The sequence below is a fragment of the Pseudomonas sp. CROZ-RG-20F-R04-15 genome (assembly GCF_022662375.1).
In the GTDB taxonomy this organism is placed as follows: domain Bacteria; phylum Pseudomonadota; class Gammaproteobacteria; order Pseudomonadales; family Pseudomonadaceae; genus Aquipseudomonas.
Genome location: NZ_JAKNQL010000011.1, coordinates 175638 through 198745, shown reverse-complemented (window position 1 = coordinate 198745; position 23108 = coordinate 175638). Strand labels below are relative to the sequence as shown.

18 protein-coding genes are annotated in these 23108 nt (G+C 60.2%); 7 read left to right on the top strand and 11 right to left on the bottom strand.

Annotated elements, in window-relative coordinates; genetic code table 11:
* Window positions 1-48: 48 nt before the first annotated feature.
* Genes L8H52_RS18150 through L8H52_RS18105 form a run of 10 tightly spaced genes read right to left on the bottom strand, consistent with a single transcriptional unit; the run spans window position 49 to window position 10753 of the window.
* Complete coding sequence (locus tag L8H52_RS18150) at window positions 49-1071, bottom strand: HAD family hydrolase (RefSeq protein ID WP_242207990.1); 1023 nt, start codon at window positions 1069-1071, stop codon at window positions 49-51.
* Window positions 1068-2483 (bottom strand): BatD family protein, encoded by a 1416-nt coding sequence (locus tag L8H52_RS18145; RefSeq protein ID WP_242207991.1) that lies wholly within the window; start codon window positions 2481-2483, stop codon window positions 1068-1070. Before L8H52_RS18145 ends, L8H52_RS18150 begins: the two co-directional genes overlap by 4 nt.
* Window positions 2480-4060, bottom strand: coding sequence for a VWA domain-containing protein (locus tag L8H52_RS18140; protein ID WP_242207992.1), 1581 nt, complete (start codon window positions 4058-4060; stop codon window positions 2480-2482). The genes L8H52_RS18145 and L8H52_RS18140 overlap by 4 nt, the downstream gene beginning before the upstream one ends.
* A gap of 1 nt (window position 4061) precedes the next feature.
* Window positions 4062-5054, bottom strand: coding sequence for a VWA domain-containing protein (locus tag L8H52_RS18135; RefSeq protein WP_242207993.1), 993 nt, complete (start codon window positions 5052-5054; stop codon window positions 4062-4064).
* The gene (locus L8H52_RS18130; RefSeq protein ID WP_242207994.1) at window positions 5041-5640 is read right to left on the bottom strand and encodes a DUF4381 domain-containing protein; all 600 of its coding nucleotides are present in this window, start codon (window positions 5638-5640) and stop codon (window positions 5041-5043) included. Before L8H52_RS18130 ends, L8H52_RS18135 begins: the two co-directional genes overlap by 14 nt.
* On the bottom strand, window positions 5637-6572 hold the full coding sequence (locus tag L8H52_RS18125) for a DUF58 domain-containing protein (protein ID WP_242207995.1): 936 nt from the start codon (window positions 6570-6572) through the stop codon (window positions 5637-5639). Before L8H52_RS18125 ends, L8H52_RS18130 begins: the two co-directional genes overlap by 4 nt.
* Window positions 6569-7549, bottom strand: coding sequence for a MoxR family ATPase (locus tag L8H52_RS18120; RefSeq protein ID WP_242207996.1), 981 nt, complete (start codon window positions 7547-7549; stop codon window positions 6569-6571). The genes L8H52_RS18125 and L8H52_RS18120 overlap by 4 nt, the downstream gene beginning before the upstream one ends.
* 22 nt (window positions 7550-7571) lie before the next feature.
* Window positions 7572-8522, bottom strand: a complete 951-nt coding sequence (locus L8H52_RS18115) for a transporter (RefSeq protein ID WP_242207997.1) — start codon at window positions 8520-8522, stop codon at window positions 7572-7574.
* Window positions 8523-8538: 16 nt separating this feature from the next.
* Window positions 8539-9951: a DUF1254 domain-containing protein gene (locus tag L8H52_RS18110; RefSeq protein WP_242207998.1), complete on the bottom strand. Its 1413-nt coding sequence runs from the start codon at window positions 9949-9951 to the stop codon at window positions 8539-8541.
* 10 nt (window positions 9952-9961) lie between these two features.
* A complete protein-coding gene (locus L8H52_RS18105) occupies window positions 9962-10753 on the bottom strand; it encodes a hypothetical protein (RefSeq protein WP_242207999.1) in 792 nt (263 codons plus the stop codon).
* A 629-nt stretch (window positions 10754-11382) separates the two neighbouring features.
* Between L8H52_RS18105 and L8H52_RS18100 the strand changes: the two genes are divergently transcribed.
* A complete protein-coding gene (locus L8H52_RS18100) occupies window positions 11383-11751 on the top strand; it encodes a DUF6124 family protein (protein WP_242208000.1) in 369 nt (122 codons plus the stop codon).
* Window positions 11752-11933: 182 nt separating this feature from the next.
* Window positions 11934-12365, top strand: coding sequence for a hypothetical protein (locus tag L8H52_RS18095; RefSeq protein ID WP_242208001.1), 432 nt, complete (start codon window positions 11934-11936; stop codon window positions 12363-12365).
* 102 nt (window positions 12366-12467) lie between these two features.
* Here L8H52_RS18095 and L8H52_RS18090 read toward each other — a convergent pair whose 3' ends face one another.
* On the bottom strand, window positions 12468-12893 hold the full coding sequence (locus L8H52_RS18090) for a YciI family protein (RefSeq protein ID WP_242208002.1): 426 nt from the start codon (window positions 12891-12893) through the stop codon (window positions 12468-12470).
* Window positions 12894-13230: 337 nt separating this feature from the next.
* On the opposite strand from L8H52_RS18090, the gene tpx reads away from it, so the two are divergent.
* The 5 genes from tpx to L8H52_RS18065 all read left to right on the top strand — a co-directional run bounded on the left by tpx (window position 13231) and on the right by L8H52_RS18065 (window position 23034).
* Window positions 13231-13731, top strand: coding sequence for a thiol peroxidase (gene tpx / locus L8H52_RS18085; protein WP_242208003.1), 501 nt, complete (start codon window positions 13231-13233; stop codon window positions 13729-13731).
* Window positions 13732-13906: 175 nt separating this feature from the next.
* Window positions 13907-15214 carry an MdtA/MuxA family multidrug efflux RND transporter periplasmic adaptor subunit gene (locus tag L8H52_RS18080; RefSeq protein WP_242208004.1) on the top strand — a complete coding sequence of 436 codons (1308 nt, stop codon included), beginning with the start codon at window positions 13907-13909 and terminating at the stop codon, window positions 15212-15214.
* Entirely contained in the window at window positions 15211-18312 is a 3102-nt protein-coding gene (locus L8H52_RS18075) for an MdtB/MuxB family multidrug efflux RND transporter permease subunit (protein ID WP_242208005.1), read from the top strand. Before L8H52_RS18080 ends, L8H52_RS18075 begins: the two co-directional genes overlap by 4 nt.
* A gap of 145 nt (window positions 18313-18457) precedes the next feature.
* Entirely contained in the window at window positions 18458-21565 is a 3108-nt protein-coding gene (locus L8H52_RS18070; RefSeq protein ID WP_242208006.1) for an efflux RND transporter permease subunit, read from the top strand.
* Window positions 21562-23034 (top strand): efflux transporter outer membrane subunit, encoded by a 1473-nt coding sequence (locus L8H52_RS18065; protein WP_242208007.1) that lies wholly within the window; start codon window positions 21562-21564, stop codon window positions 23032-23034. The genes L8H52_RS18070 and L8H52_RS18065 overlap by 4 nt, the downstream gene beginning before the upstream one ends.
* Window positions 23035-23108: the final 74 nt, after the last annotated feature.

Sequence of the window (23108 nt, the reverse complement as noted above, 5' to 3'; positions counted from 1 at the left end):
GGTCGTTTATTGCGACTAACGTTTATTGCAGTCCTGCATCACGCTTTTTTATTGCACCTGCCCGGTTGCCGGTGACTCGAACGGATAGATCCGGCGCCACTCCGACGCCATGTCGACCACGGTCCAACCACGGGAATTCGCTTCATCGAGGGCCTTGTCGAGCCGGCCGATATCGGATTTGCGGTCATAGGCCCATTCGCGTTTGGCGTCGGTGTGATGCACCAGACCCATGAAGCGCTTGCCGGCCCCGGCGGCTGTCCACTGCAGCATCTGCAGGTCGCCGTCGGAGTTGCCGAAGGCGAGGATCGGCCGTTTGCCGATCACTGCGTCGATGCTTTCCGGTTTGCCGGGGCCGTCGTCGTTGTGCGCCAGTTTCGGCGTACGCACGATCGAGGCCTTGCCGTCCTTGTATTGGAATGCAGTGATGAAAGTGGTGCCGATCACTTGTTCTGGCGGGATGCCGTAGACCTTCTCGGCGAAGGCGCGCATGAACGCGGTATCGCCGCCGGAGACGATGTAGGTCTTGAAGTCCTGGCTGCGCAGGTAGTCGAGCATTTCCAGCATCGGCTGGAAGATCATCTCGGTGTACGGCTTGCCGGTTTTCGGATGGCGCGCCTGGCTGAGCCAGGTTCTGGCGTAGTCGTCGAAGGCTTCGGTGGTCATGCCGGTATGAGTGGCCCCGACGATTTTCAGCAAGCCCTCCATGCCGGAAGCCGCCAAGGCCTTGTGATCGTTTTCCAGCACAGCCTTGAATGGCTGAGTGGTCTTCCATTCCGGGTGCTGTGCGGCGGTGCGCTTGACTTCGTCGAAGGCAAAGAGCAATTCGAAATAGGCCGGTTGTTCACTCCACAACGTGCCGTCGTTGTCGAACACGGCGATACGGTCGCCGGATTTGACGAAGTCCTTGCTGGTCTGGTCGGTCACAGCCTGCACGAATTCGATGATGCTCTTCTTCGCCGGGCCGTCATTCCACGACGGCAGCGGCTCGCTGGCCTGGGCCAGCAGCGGCAGGGCGAGGCCAAACAGCAGGGCCAGTGCGAAACGTTGGCGGTGCAGCAGCGCAGGCGTCATGGGAAATCCTTCTCGTGAACGGGGTTGAGCGGGCGCAGGGCCGAGGCCGGTTTTGCTTGCTGCTGTTCGGCCTGACTGTGAAGCGTAGTCAATGATTCGCGCAGTTGAACGAGTGTTTGCTCGGGACTTGGCTGGCGACCGTAAAGCCCGCGTAACAGGCCTTGCAGGCGTGGGCCGGCATTGACCAGTTTCAGCCCCAGGCGACTGCGCCGCAGCCACAGGTACAGCGCGCTCAGCTGCGCCGGCCTGGCTTGTAGCTGTGCGTTGATTTGTTGCCAGGCGAAGTCGGGGGATTGCTGCCATGCCCGTTGCTGCGCTTGTCGGCGTGCTTGCCACTGTTGTCTGGCACGGATAAACGTGGGACGCAGCAGATAAACGGCGGCAACGACTGCGGCGATCAGCATCAGCCACAACAGCCAACGCATGGAGAAGCGCAGCTGATTCTGGCCCAATTGTCTAAGGTCTTCGCTGATCGAAAATACCGGCTTGTAAGGTGTGCCAGCGGCTGCTTCGAACGTGACTGCCGGGACTTGCGCGGTACGTGTTTGCCGAGTGCTGGTGTCCCACCATTTCACTGCAATGGCTGGCAGCGTGTACGACCCGGCCTTGTCGACGCGGTAGGTGACGCTGTCGATGCGCTGACCGCCGAGGATGTCACCGCGACCGTCATCCAGCGAGGTGACTTGCGGGGTTTTCGTATAACGGCTCAGGCCGGGGACATCACTGAATGCCGGAATCGGCAGGGCCATCGCCAGTGCGCCGTCTGCTTGCAGGGTCAGTTGGCGGGTGAGGCTGTCGCCGACCTTTAACGGCGTGGCTGAGTTGACGAGGGTTTGAGTGAAGCGCAAACCGGTAGTCACTAACGGTGTTTCCCCGGGTTTGAAACCGGGCGGTTGTGCGGCGCTGAACTGCACCGGTTGGCTTTGCGCAGTGATTTCTGTCGTGGCTTGGCCGGGCGTGGCGCGCACGGTCAGCGCCGGGATTTCGAATGTGCGGGCGACGTTCGGGGTTATCAGATAGCTGTAGCGCAAACCGCTGAAGGCCTGGCCATCGATGGATTGATTGAGGTGCTGCGCCTGACCGCCCGGTGGCATGACCAGGGCACCGTCGAGTTTCAGCTCGGGCAGGGTGGCGGCGCTGGTGAACCAGGTGTCGGTGAGGACGTCGATTTGCAGTTCGACCAGACCACCGACCATGGCGCCTTCGGCGGGCTGCAGGTGGGCCTGGACTTTGAGTTGGGGCTCGGTGGCAAAAGCATTGAGGCTGAACAGGCTCAACAGCAGTAAGGTGCCGACGGTTGTGGCGACTGAATGGGCCTCTTCGCGAGCAGGCTCGCTCCCACATGGGTGTTGTGTACGGCGCGAATCCCCTGTGGGAGCGAGCCTGCTCGCGAAGGCCGCAACTCGGTTCATGGCCTGGCCTCCTGCTGATCCTGCAAGCTGAACTTCTGCTTGAGAAACTTCGCCGGCGAGGTGGTCAGGTTCTGCAACCACAGGGCATCGGACGCGGCCTGCTCAGTCTCTACGGCTTTGCTCTGGCCCTTGCCCGGTGCCTTGTCGAATTTCACCTCATCGGGTTTGGTTTGCGGGGCGTTTTTCTCCGCGCTTTCGGTGTCCTTGAGCAACGCCTGCGCCAAGGCCAGATTCGCCGTCGCTTCGGGGAACTGCGGTTGCAGCTTCAAGGCCTGGGTATACGCAGCGATGGCTTCATCGAACTTGAAGCGGCGCACGTAAATATTGCCCAGATAGAAATAGGCCTGCGGCGTGTCGAGCCGGGCGAATGTCGCCAGCGCCAGGTCGTAATCGGCCGCGTGATACGCCGCGACACCTTTCCAATACGGGTCGACAAACAGCGCCGCCGCTTGCGGCAGGTGCTCATGCTCGAACGCCCAGCGGCCTTGCTGGTCGCGGGTGAAAAACGCATCGGTCAGCGCATTGGCCTGCGCCGGTGCCGCTGGCCAACCGAGGCCAATCGCCAATGCCAGCGCGGGCATCCAGTTGACGCTCCAGCCCTTGCGCACATTGCACAGCGCCAACAGCAACAGCGGCCAGCACAGCCAGTAACCAGCGTCTTTCCAGTGCAATTCACGCTGTTCGGCGCTGGCACTCTGAAAATGCTGCTGGGCGTGCAGTTCGATCCAGTCCAGGTCGTCGTCATTCAGGGTCAGGCTGCCCAGCGGCGCATCGAGGGCAGAGGCCAATTGTTTGATTGCCGCCTGATCAAAACTGCCCAGCGCCGGGCGCCCGTTGGCATCGGTGCGCGGCTGGCCGTTAGCGTCGTGAATGATGCCGCCGTCCTCACTGCCGACCGCGAGCACCAGCACCTGCAACTGACTGTCGCTCAGACGTTTGTCGAGACCGTCGAGTTGCGCAGTGTCGGCGCCGTCGGTGATCAACAGCAAACTGCCGGGTGTTTTTTCGGCGCTGAGCAAGCGTTTCGCCTGATCGATCACCGCGCCGACGTCTTTGCCCGGTTTGTCGATCAATCCGCTGCCCAAGGCTTGAATAAACGTATCGAGCAGCGCCGGATCGTCGGTGGGCGGCAACACCAGATGTGCGCTGCCGGCGTAGGCGATCAGTGCGGTGCGCGCGCCGGCGCGGCGCTGAATCAGGTCGTGCAGTTTGTGTTTCGCCGCTTCCAGGCGAGTCGGCTGCACATCGCTGGCGTCCATCGATGGCGACAGGTCGACGGCAATAATCAACGGCGCACGGTTTTCGAGAAAGTCCGGTCGATCCTGCTCCCAGGTCGGCCCGGCAACGGCAACTGCGCCGAGGATCAACAGCGCGCACAGCAGGTGCACCGGGCGCAGGCGCTGATGGTCTTGAGGGGTGATGAGTAAATGCGGCAACAGGTGCTCGGCGATATTGCCGCGCAGGCGTCGTTGCAGGTCGCGGCCGCGCCGCCAGAGCAGCGGCAGCACGGCACCGAACAGTGCGAGCAGCAGCCATAGGGGGCGGAGGAAATGGAAGTCGCTGAGATTGATCTCCATCTCAGGCCTCCTGCCGCTGACGGGCAAACGCCAGGCGCACACGCAGCCGCGCGCCGAGGTGATACAGCGCCAGCAGGGCAATCGCCGCGCCCAGTGGCCAGTAGAACAACTCGCGTTGCGGTTGATGGCTGAAGGTTTTCACTTGATGCGGGGTCAGCCGATCGAGGGTGCTGTAGACCTGATCCAGCGCGTTGCGGTCTTCGGCGCGGAAGAACTGGCCGCCGGTGGTTTTGGCGATCTGCTCCAGCGCCGACAGGTTGACCTTGGCTTCGCCGGATGCGCTCGGGTCGCCGATGCCGATGGTGTGAATGATCACGCCTTTGTTGGCGGCCATTTCGGCGGCGTGATCGGGAGTGATCGCGCTGCTGGTGTCGTTGCCGTCGGTGAGCAGGATCAGCACTTTTTCCTGCTCGTGGGCTTTATCCAGCAGCTTCAGGCTCAAGCCGATGGCATCGCCGATCGCGGTGTTCGGGCCGGCCATGCCGATGCCGGTGTCGGCCAGCAACAGCGACAGACTGGCATGATCGAGGGTCAGCGGTGCCTGCGGATAGGCGCCGCTGCCGAACACGATCAGGCCAAGACGGTCGTCCTTGCGCTTGTCGATGAAGCCTTGCACGACTTGTTTGACGGCGGCGAGGCGATTGATTTTTTCGCCGTTGGCGTTGCTGAAATCTTCGGTTTCCATCGACTGCGACAGGTCGATGGCGAGCATCAGGTCGCGTACCGGTTGTTGCCGTTCAATGGGTTTTTCGACGAACACCGGGCGCGCGGCGGCCAGCAGAATCAGCGCCCAGACAATCACGTTCAGCAGCAATTGCCAGAGATTACGCCGGCTGCCGACGATGCCCGGCGCCTCACCGACCGCGCGGCTCATCGCCGCAAAAAACGGCACACGCACGGCGCTGCGCGCTTCGTTGTAGGCGGGTAGATAGCGGTAAGCCAACCAAGGTAATGGCAGCAGCAGTAACAGCCACGGGTAGTCAAGCTGCCACATGGTGATGCTCCATCCAGTATTGGCAGGTCTCGAACAGTGCCTGACGTTGCGGCGCGGGGAGGGCGCGCAGTGTGTCGTCGGGGGCGTAGGCGAGTTGCGCCAGTTGTTCGCTGAAGTCGGCCGGCAACGGTTTTTTGCAGTGCCGTTGCAGGAAGACTTGCCAATCGTCTCGCCTAAGCGCCCCAACCCCCTGTGGGAGCGAGCCTGCTCGCGAAAGCGGTGTGTCAGGCGCCAAAAATGTTGATTGTGCCGGCCTCTTCGCGAGCAGGCTCGCTCCCACAGGGATCGGGTTCCAGTTCGAGGATTGTGTCGGCATCGACAGGGCCACGCGTTTGAGCAGTTCCGGCAATTCGCGCAAGGCATTGAGGTCATCGCTGCGACCCCGCAATTGCGCCAGACGCGCCAGACCCTCACGCCGATAAGCGTCCCTGCGCCATTGCACATAACGCCGAATGCCAATCAGCAACGCGGCCAAAACCAACACAGCGAGCAACACCCACCAACCCCACGTCTGCGGCGCATAACTGACCGGTGCCGGCAGGCCCAGCTCTTGCAGCTGTTCAATGCTCGGCACATTCGGATTCACCGCCGTGCCCCGGCGCTTTTGCCCAGCTCGGCACGCAGTTGCGCATGAGCCTCTTCTGCGGTGCTGAACATCATCAGCGGTACCTGACTGCGGCGCAGCAGGGTGGCGACGTCCTTGAGCCGTCCGCTGAGGAAATCCCCCAGCGGCTGGTGGACGTTGCGTTTCTCGATGGCCAGTTCCACCTGCAATTCGCCCTGGGTCACCAGCAGCCGACCGTTGTTCGGTAGCTTCATCGCCAACGGGTCGTAGACTTGCAACGCAATCACATCGTTGTGCGCCGACAATTGCCGCATCAGTTGCAAGGTGCGCTCGCCGGCCCCGGCGAAGTCGCTGACGATGCAGATCAAATGATCATGCCCGGCCAGGGCGAGGCAGCGTTGCAGGACCTTGTCCAGTTGGTCTTCGTCTTCAGCGTCGGGGTTGGCCGCGCTGAGTGCCTGATTCTGTTCGGCGATGCGGCTGAGCAAGGCCTCCACGCGTTTGCGGCTGCGCAGCGGCGCCACGCTGTCGATGCGCTGATCGTTGAACACCAGCCCGCCGACCCGATCGCCGGCGTTGAATACCATCCACGCCGCCAGTGCTGCGAGTTCAGCGCCGACGGCGGATTTGAAGCTGCGTTGCGAGCCGAAGAACATCGACATACGCTGATCGACGACGATCAACGCCGGGCGGTCGCGCTCTTCGGTGAAGGTGCGCACCACCGGTTTTCCAGTGCGCAGCGAGGCGCGCCAGTCGAGGTGGCGCAGGTCGTCGCCGGGCTGATAGCGGCGCAACTCATCGAAATTCAAGCCGCGTCCGCGCAGGCGTGAAGCATGGTTGCCGGCGAGGATGCTGCCCCGAGGCTGACGGGCGAGAAAACTCAGGTCACGGGCCTTGAACTCCAGCGCCATCAATTGCGCGAGAGAGACGTAGACCCGTCCTTCATCGTTCACGCCGGAATCGCCACTTTATCGAGAATCCGGTCAAGCACCTGATCGGCACTGACACCATCGGCCACCGCGTCGTAGCTCAATTGCAGGCGATGGCGCAGCACCGGATGCACCACCGCGCGCACGTTGTCTGGCGAGACAAAGTCCTGACCCTGCAACCACGCATCGGCACGCGCGCACCGGTCCAGACCGATGCCGCCACGCGGGCTGGCGCCGATGGCAATCCAGCGCGCGAGGTCTTCGTCGTAATCGGCGGGGTGGCGGGTGGCGTTGATCAGGTCGATCAAATAATTGTCGATGGCCGGCGATACGTGCACGGCGCTGACTTCCTTGCGCGCGGCAAATATGACGTCCTGCGGCAGGCTGAAACCCTTGGCTGGCGTGGTGCTCGCACCCTGGGCAAACTCTTCATTACGCAGCAGGCGCAGCACTTGGCTTTCGTTTTCCGCGCTTGGGTAATCGAGCAGGACTTTCATCAGAAAGCGATCCATCTGCGCTTCCGGCAGCGGGTAGGTGCCTTCCTGTTCGATCGGGTTTTGCGTGGCCACGACGATGAACAAATCAGGCAAGGCATGACTGTTGCCGGCCACGGTGATCTGCCGTTCTTCCATGGCTTCAAGCAAAGCGGCCTGGACTTTCGCCGGTGCGCGGTTGATCTCGTCGGCGAGAATCAAATTGCCGAACAGCGGCCCCGGCTGGAAGCGGATTTCATTCTTGCCTTCGACCTGATGCAGCACCTCGGCCCCGGTGATGTCCGAGGGCAGCAGATCCGGGGTGAACTGGATGCGGCTCATCTTCGCGTCGAGGTGTTTGGCCAGCGCCTTGACCGTGCGGGTCTTGGCCAGCCCCGGCAGACTTTCCAGGAGCAAATGGCCGTTGGCCAACAGGCCTAGGAGGATCTGGCGGATCACCTGATCCTGGCCGAGCACCGCTTCGGCGATGCTGGCTTGCAGCGCGTTGAGGTCAGTAAGCGCAGTCATGGGACAGTCCTTTGTAGCCGATCTAGAAAAAGGCCAGGGTCAGGTTGACGCTGAAGCCGTTGCCTTCGGGGCGGTTTTTGGTGTCGAACTCCGGTACCCAGCGCGCACTGATGTTGGCTTGGGCGTCGGCGAATTTGCCGGCCCAGCCGATCACCGGGCCGGCGCCCACCGCGCGTCCGCGATAACCGTTGAAGGTGTCGGCGGTCTGGCCTTTGTCGTCGGTCAATTGCTGGATGTAGCCGGCGGCGACACCGGCGTTCCAGCCATTGCCAAAACCGTGGGTCCACAGGGCATCGAGGCGGAAGATGTTGCCGTTGCGGTAATCGGTAATGTCGTTTTCGGTGTAGCGTTCGAAGGCGCTCATCAGGCTGAATTCGCCACCCTTGCCATCCAGATGCGTGAACGCCACCGTCGGCATGAACGTGTAGTTGTTCTGTCCGGGGTTGGCCAGGCGGTCCTTGTTGTAGGCGCCGGTCGGCACGTAGATCGGCAGCGAAAACGAGATGTGGTTCAGCTCATCGAAGTGGTAACCGGCGGCAATCGGCGTGATCAAGGCGTCGGCGAATTGCGTGCCGGAGTCGCTGTCACCCAAGGTGCGGCCGCGCGGGCCGGTGATGCTCGCCTTGATGTCGGTGTACTGCACCGGCACGCCGATCGCCGAAGCATAGTTCCAGCGACCTTTGCCGGTGTCCCAGACATGCGTGAAGTTGCCCATGGTGTAGGAGACTTTCATGTCGATCCCGCCACTGACCGCACCGGAAATCGGCGCGCCGGAACTGCCCTTGAGCGAGCCGTCGTACCAGATGCTGGTCAGCGACATGATCCAGCCCGGTTCCGGCGGGACGACCCCGGCGTTGGAAAACACCTGCTGGCCGGTGATCGGTCGGCCAACGCCACCCTCTGCTGCATAAAGCAGAGGACTGCCGATCATGCACAGCGCCAGCAACGGGCGCACTACGTTGGGCTTGACCATCAATCAATGACTCCGCTTATTGTTTTGTGTTGACCGGTGTGAGGGGCGGTATTTTCCATTCGCCGCTGGCCACTTCCGGTTTTGGCAGATAAAGACGCAGAATCCCGTAGAACGGCCCGTTGGGCGCAGGCAGCCAGTTGGCCTGTTTGTCCTTGCCGGGGTTGTTGTGCTGGACATAGAGGGTCAAGCCACCGTCGGCGTCGAGCGCAAGGTCCGGTAGCATTCGCGAGTTGATCAGGTAGCGATTGAGCGGGTTGGCCACCAGCAGTTTGTTCTTGCCGTCATACATCGTCAGCGACCAGAACGCCTCGGCCGGAGGCAGGGCGCCTTTGTCGAAATGCAGGGTGTAATCGTGTTTCGAGGCGTCTACCGGTTGGCCATCCTTGTCGACGAAGTAGCCGATGTAGTTCGCCTCTTCCGCGGAGTTGCCGAAAATGCCCATGTTGGCGCCGACGTAGCGGTATAGATAATTGCCTTTCAAGTGATCGCGGGTGCCGAAAAAGTCGCCGCTGCTCACTTCATGGGTGTCGATCTTGTCTTTCTTGAGTTGCGCGAATTCGGCTTTGCCATCGGCGATTCCGTCTTCAAGGGCTTTGCGTTGCTCGGCAGTGAGCTGTTGCAAATGGAACGGCTGGCCAGCACCGATGCCGATTTTGGCGAAACGCGCGAGCAGGTCCTTCTCGACATCCTGCGGCGGCGTGAAGGCGAGCATGAAGTTCAGGTAACGGAACAGGTCCGGCGTCTCGCTCATGGTTGGCGTTGGTTTTGGCCAACTGATTTTCGGCGCGGCAGCCGGGGCTTTCTGATTGAGGTAATGGCTGAGGGGCTCGACCTTGTAGCCTTTCTGGATCTGCTTGACCTTGTTCAGGTCTTTTTCATCGAACAACTGCGTGCGATACAGCGCATAGGTGATGTTGCTTTCGCTGCGCACCAAACGGTCGATATTGACCGGTTGCTGTCCTTGCCAGTCAGGCCCGGCCACCATGAAGTGGCCGCCATTGTTGCCGGTGCTGCGGGTGCCGAGATAGGCGAAGTTCTGCGTGTAGGCGTCGATCAGTTGCACCGAGTAATAGCGGTGTTCCTCAATCGGCGGCAGGGTCAGGATCAGCGGCTCGCGGCGCAGGTCCATCCAGACGAACGAATAAGGCGTGTCGGCGTTAGGCGTGACAAATGCGGTGTCCTTGGGGGTGAAGGCCTTGGCCGTATTGCCGATCTGGTTGAACGGTGCCTTGTAGTTCGAGCTTTTGCTGTCAATAGCCTGGGTGTAGAGGGTTTTGTACATCTCCACCACCGGGAACCCGTAGAGGTAGGCCTCTTTGGCAATCCCTCGGGCCTCTTCCGGGCTGGCGGTGAAATCCTGGGCACCGACGCCACAACTGACGAACATCGTCATCAGGCTGTAACCGGCGGCTTTGAGGGTTCCTTGCATGGCGTGTTCCTTATTTGCCGAACGTTACGTTGAGGCCGGCATAGAGGGTGAATTGCGGCAGGCCGTCGCCCTTGCGGTCGACCGTCCACTGCGGTTCGACGAAGGCGTTGAGGATGTTGCTGCCGGACCTCCAGGCTTTGCCGACACCGAGGCCGATCGGGATGTAATGGGTGTCGTTTTTCAGGTCGAAGGTCCAGGTGCCGGTCGAGCGCAGGTACCAGCCTTTTTCCAGGTTATGGATGATGAACGGCTGCATCGTTGCGCTCTCGACGTGCGGGCGATCGTTGTCGCCGGCAAACGAACTCTGGTACTGCACCAGCGCGCCGAGCAGACCGCGCGGCGAGGCGTCGATAGCCACCGCCGCCAGACCCCCTTGCCATTTACCGGTGCCGAGTTCGTCCTGTTCGGCCGTCGGCGCGGTGATCAACGGGCCGACGCCCAACTGCACGCCTTCGGTTTTCACAATGAAGATGTCGAACAGGTTCAGATCGCCGATGCCGGTGCTGTAACCGTTGTGCGGATCGGGGCGGGTGCTGATCGGCAGGGTGGTGCGAACCAGTTGTGGCACGCCGATGAAATCGTTCGGCGCGATCGGCAGGGTGCCGCGCAGCAACACGTCATTGGTGTGCAGATTGCTGTCGTAGAGTCTGGGGGTGTAGTAGTCCTGCAGGCTGGCGCCCGGTGCGACGTTCAGCGGATTGTTGCTTTTGTTCGAATCCTCGGCGTTATCCGCTAGCGCGCAACAGGCAGCCGCCAGCGAACTCGCCAGAAAGAGAGTCTTCCCCACTCGATTGAACTTCATCCCCGATTCCCTGGTGGCTTATGGATAACTCGGCACTCTTCTCGGCCGTTATGGCGTAATCCCTTTCTTTATCAAGCCTGTAGGACACGTCTGGTTGACGCTAGCAGCTAATCGGGAGTTAGCCAGCCGAATGGATTAATTCTTTGGTTTTGTGAGCAGGATCACGGTGATGTTGTGTACTAAAAGGCTGGTGCCCGTGTAGGAGCTGCCGAAGGCTGCGATCTTTTGATCTTGTTTGTAAGTTCAAGATCAAAAGATCGCAGCCTTCGGTAGCTCCTACCTATGCGTATTTCAATTCGGGATGTTTAAACGTTGTTTGGAATTTGCGGAACGTTCCCACAAGGTTTTCAGGTTGTCCGTCGGACGTCGGGTCTCTAGCCTGTGTTCGTCGCTGCCAAATCAGCGACCGGGACTGGAAACCCCGGGGGAAAACTGAACGCAACAGCACCGTTCATGACGTATGCTTGCGCACCTTTTTTGGTACGTACTTAGTTATGGCGGCTGTGCGTGGGGGACCTTCGGGTCGTCCGGGTTTCTCTGTCCCCCGGGTTTCCAGCCTGCGTACAGCTGCCACCCATTCGACCGGAAGCCGAATGGGCCAGCTCCACCGTTCGGATAGAGAAAACACTATGAAAAAGCCAACACCCAATCCCCCAGAATCAGACGCCGACACCACATCACCCTACGCCTCAGTCGACAGTAAAAAGCTCCACGAAGCCGCCGACCGCGCCCTCGACTACTACCTCAATCCAGCCACCCGCATCATGTCCAGTGCCAATGAGCCGGAACCCATGTACCTCGCCAATCCCAGGTACAACACCGAATCCCTGCTCGCCAACGCCAGCGAAACCCTCGGCTCGGCCAGCGAAATGCTGATCAACTTCGCCGCCTCGCTGGAAACCTCTCAGCGCAAGACTGCATTGGGTATTGCACAGGTCGTCATGTTGGGAGAACTCGCGGTGAATCAAGCCCTGGATCACGTCGAACTCAAGAACTGATCTCTGGTGAATGATCGTTCCCACGCTCTGCGTGGGAATGCAGCCCTTGACGCTCTGCGTCAAATTCACAAGCTGGAACGCGGAGCGTCCCTTGAAAGACGGTTGGGCATAACCGTGACAATTGCAGGAGCAAAGGCTTGATAAGGAAAATGGTTACAAACAGGCGGATTAGCCTGTGGCTAATGGCAGCTTTATCCGTCAATGCGGTTTTTTTGGCTTTTCTGATTTTTGGTGATATCGGGAAAGGGCACGACAGGAAAATGATCAAAACCAAAGAACCATTACTGATTGAAGGCCCAAATGGCGACGAGAACTACTATGTCCTGCCTTTGGGTACCACGCTTTATCACGATAAAAGCTTTCCTGAAGGGCACGACCGTTATGTCGTGTATCTCAACCATAAAGGTGCAATTGCACACGAAGAAGTACCGATGAAGCCTGAGTATGGCGGCTCATTTATCGATCCGCTCTGCCTGGCCAATGTTAATGAGGAAACCTTGAAAGAAATTTTCAAACGTTTTCCGCTTTCCAAAGCAGATGTCGCCGCAGCTATCAAGGCCAATGAAATAACCAAAGATGATCTGGCCGACATCATCCGCTCGATGCCCGACTGATCGATTTGGCTGCGATCTTTTGATCTTGTTTTGAAGATCAAGATCAAAAGATCGTCCGATCGCGGCCCGAACCTTCGGCAGCTCTTACATGTGATATCCGGTTCAGCCGTTTTTCTTGGCCTGTTCGCGAACGCGCTCTTCCTGCTCCCGTGCTTCCGGGGTGAATTCGGCGCCGAAGTCTTCGGCAGAGAATATCTGGCGGATTTCAATTTCAGAATCGCCCGGCATCGGATTGGGGCAGCGCTTGACCCATTCGATGGCTTCTTCCTTCGATTTCACCTCCCAGATCCAGTAGCCCGCCACCAGCTCTTTGGTCTCGATGAACGGCCCGTCGATCACCGTGCGCTTGTCCCCGGAGAAACGTACGCGGGCGCCTTTGCTGCTCGGATGCAGGCCATCGCAATCGATCAGGATGCCGGCCTTGACCAGTTCTTCGTTGAAGTTGCCCATGGCGGTGATCAGCTCTTCGCTGGGCATGATGCCGGCTTCCGAATCGGCGCTGGCTTTGACAAGGATCATGAATCGCATGGCGGTGACTCCGTGAGTTTGGTGGGATTCATTGCTTAGTCGAACGGGTTAGCGCTGAATCGACAGGGGCTCTAAATAAAAGACCAATAACACCGCAGAATCCAATGTGGGAGCGAGCCTGCTCGCGAAGAGGTCGTCACATTCAACATTTATGCTGACTGATCCGGCGCCTTCGCGAGCAGGCTCGCTCCCACATGGGAATTGTGCTGGTTTTGTATACAATTTTTCACGCAGGCACCTAACAATTTCAAAACAGGGCATAGGTCGTCGGACAATTTCGTGGTTAACTTCGGCCTCTTGCATGCTTTCCAATCAAAACATCAGAAGGACTCAAGTCATGGCTCAAGTCACCCTTAAAGGCAATCCGGTTCAAGTCAACGGCCAGTTGCCACAAGCCGGTTCCAAGGCGCCAGCCTTTTCTCTGGTTGCCGGCAATCTGTCCGACGTCACCCTGAAAGACTTTGCCGGCAAACGCAAAATCCTCAACATCTTCCCAAGCGTCGACACCCCGACCTGCGCGACTTCCGTGCGCAAGTTCAACGCGCAGGCCAACGACACCGCTAACACCGTGGTGCTGTGCATCTCGGCTGACCTGCCATTCGCCCAAGCGCGTTTCTGCGGCGCTGAAGGTCTGGAAAACGTGCAGAACCTGTCGACCCTGCGCGGTGCCGAGTTCATCGAGAACTACGGCGTGGCCATTGCTGACGGCCCACTTAAAGGCCTGACCGCTCGCGCCGTCGTGGTTCTGGACGAAAACGACAACGTCCTGCACAGCGAACTGGTCAAGGAAATCGCTGAAGAGCCTGACTACGAAGCGGCACTGTCCGTTCTCAAGTAAGCGCTTTTACAATTGTTAACGGCCTGGCCCTGTCCAGGCCGTTTTCATTTGTGTATCAGTGTTTTGCCTCACACCTTGAAACGTAAGTTGAAGGTAAATTGCCGGTAAAGCTGCTTTGCTATTTCCCCACCAGTGCTTATCGTTCAGCCTCCCGTAAAAGAAGCCCACGCGCCCAATGGTTAATGACTCCATGCAATCGTCCCCTCGTAACTCCCGTCGCTGGCTGATCAGCCTGCTGGTCCTGTTGGTTATCGCCGTCCTGTGCTGGAAGTTCTGGCCCGCCGGTTCAGCCCACAAAGAGGGCGCTGACAAGGCGGCGGCCGGGCACACCGGGCGTTCGGGGATGATGCGGCCGGGCTTCGGTGGCGGCACCGGGCCGATTCCGGTACGCGTAGCGCCAGCAGTCACCGGCGACTTCCCGCTGTATTACAAGGCGCTGGGTACGGTGACCGCGCTCAACACCATCAATGTGCGCAGCCGGGTGGGCGGCGAACTGGTCAAGATCAATTTCGAAGAAGGGCAGATGGTCAAGGCTGGTGACCTGCTGGCCGAGATCGATCCGCGCCCGTACCAGAACGCCTTGCTGCAGGCCGAAGGCACCTTGCTGCAGAATCAGGCACAACTGAAAAACGCTCAGGTCGATGTCGAGCGTTATCGCGGTCTGTTCAAAGAAGACAGCATCGCCAAACAGACGCTGGACACCGCCGAAGCGCTGGTCGGTCAGTATCTGGGCACGGTCAAGACCAATCAGGCGGCGGTCAACGATGCCAAGCTCAATCTCGAATTCACCAGGATCCGCGCGCCGATTGCCGGCCGTGTCGGTCTGCGTCAGGTTGACGTCGGTAACCTCGTCACCGCCAACGACACCACGTTCCTTGCCGTAATCACCCAGACCCAACCAATCAGCGTGGCTTTCACCCTGCCGGAAAACAGTCTGGAAACCGTGCTCACCCGCTATCGCAGCGGCGCCAAGCTGCCGGCCGAAGCCTGGGATCGCGGCGACACCAAACTGCAAGCCACCGGTGTTTTGCAAAGCCTCGACAACCAGATCGACGTCGCCACCGGCACCCTGAAGTTCAAGGCCCGCTACGAAAACCGCGATCAGGCGCTGTTCCCCAACCAGTTCGTCAACGTTCACCTGTTGGCTGATACGCTGAAAGGCGTGGTGCTGGCACCGTCGGCGGCCATCCAGTTCGGCACCAACGGCACCTTCGTCTACGCACTGGACGGCGACAAGAAAGTCACCATTCGCCAGTTGAAGATCGGCGCCAGCGATGGCGAAAACACCGTCATTACCGAAGGCCTCGCCGCTGGCGACCGCGTGGTACTGGAAGGCACAGACCGCCTGAAAGAAGGCAGTGAAGTGGAGGTGGTCAATGACAGCAATCAAGTGCCGACCACGCCGACCGAACACTTGCAAGGCAAATCCGCTGCCAACCCTTCGGACGCAGCCGTGACTGACAAGGCCAAGAAGGGCGCATGAACATTTCGCGGCTGTTCATCCTCCGACCGGTAGCCACTACCCTGAGCATGCTGGCCATTGTTCTGGCCGGCCTGATCGCTTATCGCTTGTTGCCGGTATCGGCGTTGCCACAAGTCGATTACCCGACCATCCGCGTCATGACCCTGTATCCCGGCGCCAGCCCGGATGTGATGACCAGTGCCGTGACCGCGCCGCTTGAACGCCAGTTCGGGCAGATGCCCGGCCTGACGCAAATGGCCTCGACCAGTTCCGGCGGCGCGTCGGTGCTGACCCTGCGTTTCAGCCTCGACATCAACATGGACGTTGCCGAGCAACAGGTGCAAGCCGCGATCAACGCTGCGACCAATCTGCTGCCGACCGATTTGCCGGCGCCGCCGGTGTACAACAAGGTCAACCCGGCAGACACCCCGGTGCTGACCCTGGCGATCACCTCGAAAACCATGCTGCTGCCCAAACTCAATGACCTGGTCGATACGCGCATGGCGCAGAAAATCGCCCAGATCAGCGGCGTCGGCATGGTCAGCATTGCCGGCGGTCAGCGTCAGGCCGTGCGCATCAAGGTCAACCCGGAAGCGCTGGCCGCCAACAGCCTGAACCTGTCGGACGTGCGCACCTTGATCAGCGCCTCCAACGTCAACCAGCCGAAAGGTAACTTCGACGGCCCGACCCGGGTGTCGATGCTCGACGCCAACGACCAACTGACATCGCCCAAGGATTACGCCAACCTCATTCTCGCCTACAAAAACGGCGCGCCCCTGCGGCTCAAGGACGTTGCGGAAATCGTCGATGGCGCCGAGAACGAACGCCTCGCCGCGTGGGCCAACCAGAATCAGGCGGTATTGCTCAACATCCAGCGTCAGCCGGGTGCCAACGTGATCGAGGTGGTTGACCGCATCAAGGCGCTGCTGCCGAGCATCACCGACAACCTGCCGGCCGGCCTCGATGTCACCGTGCTGACCGACCGCACGCAAACCATCCGCGCCTCGGTCACCGACGTGCAACACGAATTGCTCATCGCCATCGCCCTGGTGGTGATGGTGACGTTCCTGTTCCTGCGCCGCGCCAGTGCGACGATCATTCCGTCGGTGGCCGTGCCGCTGTCGCTGATCGGCACCTTCGGCGTGATGTACCTGGCCGGTTTCTCGGTCAATAACCTGACCCTGATGGCGCTGACCATTGCCACCGGTTTCGTGGTTGACGATGCCATCGTCATGCTCGAGAACATCGCGCGCTTCATCGAAGAGGGCGACAGCCCGATGCAGGCCGCGCTCAAGGGCGCCAAGCAGATCGGTTTCACCCTGATTTCCCTGACCCTGTCGCTGATCGCGGTACTGATTCCGTTGCTGTTCATGGCCGACGTGGTCGGGCGATTGTTCCGCGAATTCGCCATCACCCTGGCCGTGGCGATCCTGATTTCGCTGGTGGTCTCACTGACCCTGACGCCGATGATGTGCGCACGTTTGCTCAAACGTGAACCCGAGGAACATGAGCAGGGCCGTTTCTACCGCGCCAGTGGTGCGGTGATTGACTGGATGATTGCCGAATACGGTCGGATGCTGCGCTGGGTACTCAAGCACCAGCCACTGACCTTGCTGGTGGCGATCGGCACACTGGCGTTGACCGTATTCCTCTATATGGTCGTGCCGAAAGGCTTCTTCCCGGTGCAGGATACCGGGGTGATTCAGGGCATTTCCGAGGCGCCGCAGTCGATTTCCTTCGCTGCGATGGGTGAGCGTCAACAGGAACTGGCGAAAATCATTCTCGAAGATCCGGCGGTGCAGAGCCTGTCTTCCTACATCGGTGTCGACGGCGACAACGCCACGCTCAATAGCGGGCGCTTGCTGATCAACCTCAAACCCCATGGCGATCGTGATCTGACCGCTACTGAAGTGATTGCGCGCCTGCAACCACAACTGGACAAACTGGTCGGCATCCGCCTGTTCATGCAGCCGGTGCAGGATCTGACCATCGAGGACCGCGTCAGCCGCACGCAATACCAGTTCAGCATGTCCTCGCCGGACTCCGAACTGCTCAGCCAGTGGAGCAGCCGTCTGGTCGAAGCGCTGGCGCAGCGTCCGGAACTGACCGACGTCGCCAGTGATTTGCAGGACAAGGGTTTGCAGGTCTATCTGGTGATCGACCGCGATGCCGCTTCCCGCCTTGGCGTTTCGGTGGCGAACATCACCGATGCACTGTACGACGCTTTCGGCCAGCGGCAGATCTCGACGATCTACACCCAGGCCAGCCAGTACCGCGTGGTGCTGCAAGCTCAGGCCGGGGAAAAGATCGGCCCGCAGGCGCTGGACCAGATTCATGTCAAGACCACCGACGGCGCACAGGTACGCCTGTCGAGTCTGGCCCATGTGGAAGAACGTCAGGCGCAACTGGCGATTACCCATATCGGCCAGTTTCCGGCAGTGATGATGTCGTTCAACCTCGCGCCCGGCGTGGCGCTGGGGCATGCGGTCGACGTCATCGAGCAGGTACAGAAAGATATCGGCATGCCGGTCGGCGTACAAACCCAGTTCCAGGGTGCGGCCGAAGCGTTCCAGGCGTCACTGTCGAGTACCTTGCTGCTAATTCTGGCGGCCGTGGTGACCATGTACATCGTGCTCGGCGTGCTGTACGAGAGCTACATTCACCCGATCACCATTCTCTCGACCTTGCCGTCGGCGGCGGTCGGTGCGTTGCTGGCGTTGCTGCTCAGTGGTAATGACCTGGGCATGATCGCCATCATCGGCATCATCCTGCTGATCGGTATCGTCAAGAAGAACGCGATCATGATGATCGACTTCGCCCTCGATGCTGAGCGCAATCAGGGGATGGCGCCGCAGGAGGCGATCTATCAGGCCGCGCTGCTGCGCTTCCGGCCGATTCTGATGACCACCCTGGCGGCGCTGTTTGGTGCGGTGCCGTTGATGCTCGCCACCGGTTCCGGGGCTGAACTGCGTCAGCCGCTGGGTCTGGTGATGGTTGGCGGTCTGTTGGTGAGTCAGGTGCTGACGCTGTTCACCACGCCGGTGATCTACCTGTATTTCGACCGCCTCGGTCGGCGCTTTGGCAAGACCAATGCTGACACTGAAGAGGTGTCGGTATGACTTTGCGAGCATCGCACATTCAAGGTGGGAGCGAGCCTGCTCGCGAAAGCGGCCTATCAGGCAACATCCTTGTTGAATGTAAGATCGCATTCGCGAGCAGGCTCGCTCCCACAGGGATCTGCGGTGAAGGCGGAGATCGCGGTCAATGAACCTCTCCGGTCCTTTCATCAAGCGCCCGGTCGCAACGATGCTGCTGAGCCTGGCGATCATGCTTCTTGGCGGTGTCAGCTTCGGCCTGTTGCCGGTGGCACCGCTGCCGCAAATGGACTTCCCGGTGATCGTCGTGCAGGCGAGTCTGCCCGGTGCCAGCCCGGAAGTTATGGCGTCCACTGTGGCCACACCGCTGGAGCGCTCATTCGGCGCTATCGCTGGCGTCAATACCATGAGCAGTCGTTCCAGTCAGGGTTCGACCCGGGTCATTCTGCAATTTGACCTCGACCGCGACATCAACGGTGCCGCGCGGGAAGTGCAGGCCGCGATCAACGCCTCGCGCAACCTGTTGCCGAGCGGAATGCGCAGCATGCCGACCTACAAGAAGGTCAACCCGTCGCAGGCGCCGATCATGGTGCTGTCGCTGACCTCCGATGTGCTGGAAAAAGGCCAGCTCTACGATTTGGCTTCGACCATTCTGTCCCAGAGCCTCTCCCAGGTGCAGGGCGTCGGTGAAGTGCAGATCGGCGGCAGTTCCCTGCCGGCGGTGCGCATCGAGCTCGAACCGCAGGCGCTCAACCAGTACGGCGTGGCGCTCGACGATGTGCGCAAGACCATCGCCGATGCCAACGTTCGCCGGCCGAAAGGCTCGGTTGAGGACGGTCAACGGTTGTGGCAGATCCAGGCCAATGACCAGCTGGAGAAAGCCAAGGATTACGAGTCACTGATCATCCACTATGCCGACGGCGCCGCACTGCGCCTCAAGGACGTGGCCAAGGTCAGCGACGGCGTCGAGGACCGCTACAACAGCGGCTTCTTCAACGATGACGCGGCGGTGCTGTTGGTGATCAACCGCCAGGCCGGCGCCAACATCATCGAGACGGTCAACGAGATCAAGGCGCAACTGCCGGCACTGCAAGCGGTGTTGCCGGCCAGCGTGAAGCTGAATCTGGCCATGGACCGTTCGCCGGTGATCAAGGCAACGTTGCACGAAGCCGAGATGACCCTGCTGATTGCCGTGGCACTGGTGATCCTGGTGGTGTTCCTGTTCCTCGGCAATTTCCGCGCCTCGCTGATTCCGACACTGGCCGTGCCGGTGTCGCTGGTCGGCACCTTTGCGGTGATGTACCTCTACGGCTTCTCGCTGAACAACCTGTCGCTGATGGCGTTGATCCTCGCCACCGGGCTGGTCGTGGACGATGCCATCGTGGTGCTGGAGAACATTTCCCGGCACATCGACGAAGGCGTCAAACCGATGCAGGCCGCGTACCTCGGGGCCAAGGAAGTCGGTTTTACCTTGCTGTCGATGAACGTTTCGCTGGTGGCGGTATTCTTGTCGATCCTGTTTATGGGAGGGATTGTCGAAAGCCTGTTTCGCGAGTTTTCCATCACCCTGGCGGCGGCCATTGTTGTCTCGCTGGTGGTTTCGCTGACGCTGACGCCGATGCTCTGCGCCCGTTGGCTAAAGCCGCACACGCCGGGGCAGGAAAACCGCCTGCAACGCTGGAGCCGCCGCACCAACGACTGGATGGTCGGCAAATACGCGACCAGCCTCGACTGGGTGCTGCGCCACCGTCGGCTGACATTGCTCAGTCTGCTGATCACCGTCGGCGTCAACGTCGCGCTGTACGTGGTGGTGCCGAAAACCTTCATGCCGCAGCAGGACACCGGCCAGTTGATCGGTTTTGTGCGCGGTGACGACGGCCTGTCGTTCAGCGTGATGCAGCCGAAAATGGAAATCTTCCGCCGTGCCGTGCTCAAGGACGAAGCGGTGGAAAGCGTCGCCGGTTTCATCGGTGGCACCAACGGCACCAACAACGCTTTCATGCTGGTACGTCTGAAACCGATCAAGGAGCGTCAGCTCAATGCGCAGAAAGTCATCGAACGCCTGCGCAAGGAAATGCCCAAGGTCCCCGGTGCGCAACTGATGCTGATGGCGGATCAGGATCTGCAGTTTGGCGGCGGACGCGAGCAAACCACGTCGCAGTACAGTTACATCCTGCAAAGTGCGGACCTCGGTTCCCTGCGTCAGTGGTATCCGAAAGTGGTCGCCGCGCTGCGGGCGTTGCCTGAACTGACCGCGATTGATGCCCGCGAAGGGCGCGGTGCGCAGCAAGTGACACTGATTGTCGACCGCGATCAGGCCAAACGCCTCGGTGTCGACATGAACATGGTCACCGCCGTGCTGAACAACGCCTACAGCCAGCGGCAGATTTCGACGATCTACGACAGCCTCAACCAGTATCAGGTGGTGATGGAGGTCAATCCGAAATACGCCCAGGATCCGGTGACGCTCAAGCAAGTGCAGGTGATTACCGCCGATGGCGCGCGGGTGCCGTTGTCGACCTTTGCCCATTACGAAAACAGCCTGGAAGACGACCGCGTCAGCCACGAAGGCCAGTTTGCCTCCGAGGACATTTCCTTCGACATGGCTGAAGGCGTGACGGTGGAGCAGGGCAGTGCGGCCATCGAGCGGGCGATTGCCAAGCTCGGCCTGCCGGAAGATGTCATCGCGAAAATGGCCGGCACCGCCGACGCTTTTGCCGCGACGCAGAAGAGCCAACCGTTCATGATTCTCGGCGCGCTGCTGGCGGTGTATCTGGTATTGGGCGTGCTGTATGAAAGCTACATCCATCCGCTGACGATCCTGTCGACCCTGCCTTCGGCCGGGGTCGGTGCGCTGCTGTCGATCTATGTGCTGGGCGGCGAATTCAGTCTGATCTCGTTGCTCGGATTGTTCCTGCTGATTGGCGTGGTGAAGAAAAACGCCATTCTGATGATCGACCTCGCATTGCAACTGGAACGTCATCAGGGCCTGTCGCCGCTGGAGTCAATTCGCAGTGCCTGTCTACAGCGTCTGCGGCCGATTCTGATGACGACGTTGGCGGCGATTCTCGGTGCCTTGCCGTTGCTGCTCAGCCGAGCCGAAGGCGCGGAAATGCGCCAGCCGTTGGGCTTGACCATCATCGGCGGGCTGATTTTCAGCCAGGTGCTGACGCTTTACACCACCCCTGTGGTTTACCTCTATCTCGACAAGCTGCGCCATCGTTTCAACAAATGGCGTGGCGTGCGTACTGATGCCGCTCTGGAAACTCCGCTATGACTGACCGTTCGCTTTTCAATCTGGCCACTGTTCGCGGCTCGCGTCTGCTGAGCCTGTCGCTGTGCGTGGCGATGCTCAGTGCCTGCGCCGTCGGCCCGGACTACCAGCGTCCGCAGACCGCTGAAATTGCCCAGTACAAGGAAGCCGAGGGCTGGACCCAGGCCAACCCGAGCGATTCGCTGGCCCGGGGTGCCTGGTGGGAGTTGTACGGCGATCAGCAGCTCAACGGGCTGATCGAGAAACTCAACAGTTCCAACCAGACAGTCGCGCAGTCGGAAGCCCAGTACCGTCAGGCCCAGGCTTTGGTACGCAGTGCGCGCGGGGCGTTTTATCCGAGTGTCGATCTGAGCTTGGGTAAAACCCGCTCAAGCCAAGGCACCGGCAGCAGCAGTTCGAGTCTGAGCAGTTCCTCCAGTGGGATACGTGACACCTACAACGCCGAGCTGGGTGTCAGTTGGGAAGCGGACGTGTGGGGCAAGCTGCGCCGTGGACTGGAAGCCGATGAGGCCAGCGCCCAGGCCAGTTTTGCCGACTTGGCGGCCATGCGCCTGAGCCAGCAATCGGAGCTGGTACAAAACTACCTGCAACTGCGCGTGATCGATCAGCAGAAGCGCCTGCTCGAAGCGACGGTGGCGGCGTATGAGCGGTCGCTGAAAATGACCCAAAACCAATACCGCGCGGGTGTTTCCGGGCGGGATGCGGTCGCGCAGGCACAGACGCAGCTGAAAAGTACCCAGGCCGATCTGGTCGATCTGATCTGGCAACGTGCGCAGTTCGAAAATGCGATTGCCGTGCTGACCGGGCAAGCGCCGGCGGATTTCAACATTGCCGAAGTGCAGACCATTCCGAAGCTGCCGCAGGTGCCATTGAGCCTGCCGTCGCAGTTGCTGGAGCGGCGCCCGGATATCGCCTCGGCGGAGCGTTCGGTGATTGCGGCCAACGCCAACATCGGCGTGGCGAAAGCGGCGTATTACCCGGACCTGTCGTTGAGCTTGAGTGGCGGCTACAGCAGCAGTACGTCGCAGAACCTGATCAGCCTGCCGAACCGTTTCTGGTCGGTCGGGCCGAAACTGTCGTTGCCAATTTTCGATGGCGGCATCCGTTCGGCCGAAGTCGACCGCACTGAAGCGGTCTACGATCAGACCGTGGCCAAGTATCGCCAGACTGTGCTCGATGGTTTCCGTGAGGTGGAAAACTATCTGGTGCAGCTCAAGGTTTACGAGGACGAAGCAGCAGTGCGCCAGGAAGCGCTGGATGCTGCCCGCGATTCCCTGCGCCTGACGGAAAACCAGTACAAGGCCGGATTGATTGCCTACATCGATGTGGTGGTGGTGCAAGCGACAGCGTTGAGCAACGAGCGCAATGTGCTGAACATTCTGCAAAGCCGCTTGATCGCCAGCGTGCAATTGATTGCTGCGCTGGGCGGCGGTTGGGACGGACAATTGGATGTCAGCGATAACACCCGCTGAAGGTTGGCTTCACTGATCGTTCCCACGCTCCGCGTGGGAATGCCTCAACGGACGCTCCGCGTTCGGCTCTGGAG